General features: G+C 66.6%; 2 protein-coding genes. Both read right to left on the bottom strand.

The window, feature by feature from the left end; all coding sequences use genetic code 11:
• Positions 1-17 precede the first annotated feature (17 nt).
• Positions 18-800, bottom strand: a complete 783-nt coding sequence (locus DFR72_RS44805) for an IS630 family transposase (protein ID WP_211335824.1) — start codon at positions 798-800, stop codon at positions 18-20.
• On the bottom strand, positions 689-1,174 hold a 486-nt coding region (locus DFR72_RS46610; RefSeq protein ID WP_211335826.1), incomplete at its 5' end, for a helix-turn-helix domain-containing protein. The genes DFR72_RS46610 and DFR72_RS44805, both read right to left, overlap by 112 nt.

The following is a 1,174-nucleotide window of genomic DNA, read 5'->3' on the forward strand; positions in this document are numbered from 1 at the left end:
CTAGTAGACCGTCGCTTCTAATCTTTGGGGTAGAGGTGGCGGAGTCGGGTGCGGGCGTCGTCGGTGGTGAACTGCCAGTCGATCCCGCGCTGGTTGGTGTTGGTGGTGTGTTGCCAGGCGGTGAGTTCGGTGTTGAGGGTGTCGAGGTCGCTGATGCGGCGGTCGAGGCATTGCCGTGACAGTGCGGATAACTCGATCTCGGCGATGTTGAGCCAGGAGCCGTGTTTGGGGGTGTGGTGGATCTCCAGGCGCTGGGCCAGGGCGAAGGCCTCGCCGGGTGCGAAGGCCTCGTAGAGCGAGGCGATGCCGTGGGTGTTGAGGTTGTCCATGACCAGCACCACGGTCTGGGCGTCGGGATAGTCGACGGTCAGCAGTTCTTTGACCTGCCTGGCCCAGTCGATTTTGGTGCGCTGGGCCAGGGCGTGCACCCGGCGCCACCCGCGCAACGGTTCTGTCCACACGAAGATCGAGCAGGTGCCGCACCGGACGTATTCGCTGTCCTGGCGGGCGTCGCGGCCCGGTCGGGCCGGCAGCGGGTCGCGGACCTCGCCGAGGAACTGGAAGGGTTTCTCGTCCATGCAGACCACGGGACGGGCGGGGTCATACGGCCGGGCGTAGACGGATAGGACGTCCTCCATGCGGGCGGCGAACTCCGCGTTCGCCCGCGGCGGGATGTTCCAGCACTTCCTCAGATGAGGACGCAGTTCCGTTTTTTCAAAACCCGGCCGATGGTCGAGTGGTCCAGATTCGGGATGTCCTCGGTGAGCTCGACGTGTTTCTCCAGCAACCGCAACGACCACCGGGCATACCCGGCCGGTGGCTGCGAGCACGCCAGCGCGATCAGCCGCGCCTCGACCTCCCCGGTCACCGGCGATGGCACCGGCGGAAGGTCACGCTTCTTACGCCCGATCGTGGCAAGGACATCGCCACCGGTCTCGGCGAACCGCCTGGCGACCAGCCGCAGCATCTCGCCCGAGACCTCAAGCCGGTCCGCGATCACTTCCTTCGGGTCAGGCTCGCCCACCGAGGTGTCCAGCGCGAGCAGCACCCGCGCCCGCCGGATCGACGACGCCGAGTGCACGCCCGTGGTGGTCAGCCGGAGCAATTCTTCACGATCCCGCGCCGACAACGTGACCGGCCGCTTCAACTGGGAGGCCATGACAACAGCCTCCCA

Source organism: Lentzea flaviverrucosa (assembly GCF_003350445.1).
Classification (GTDB): domain Bacteria; phylum Actinomycetota; class Actinomycetes; order Mycobacteriales; family Pseudonocardiaceae; genus Lentzea; species Lentzea californiensis.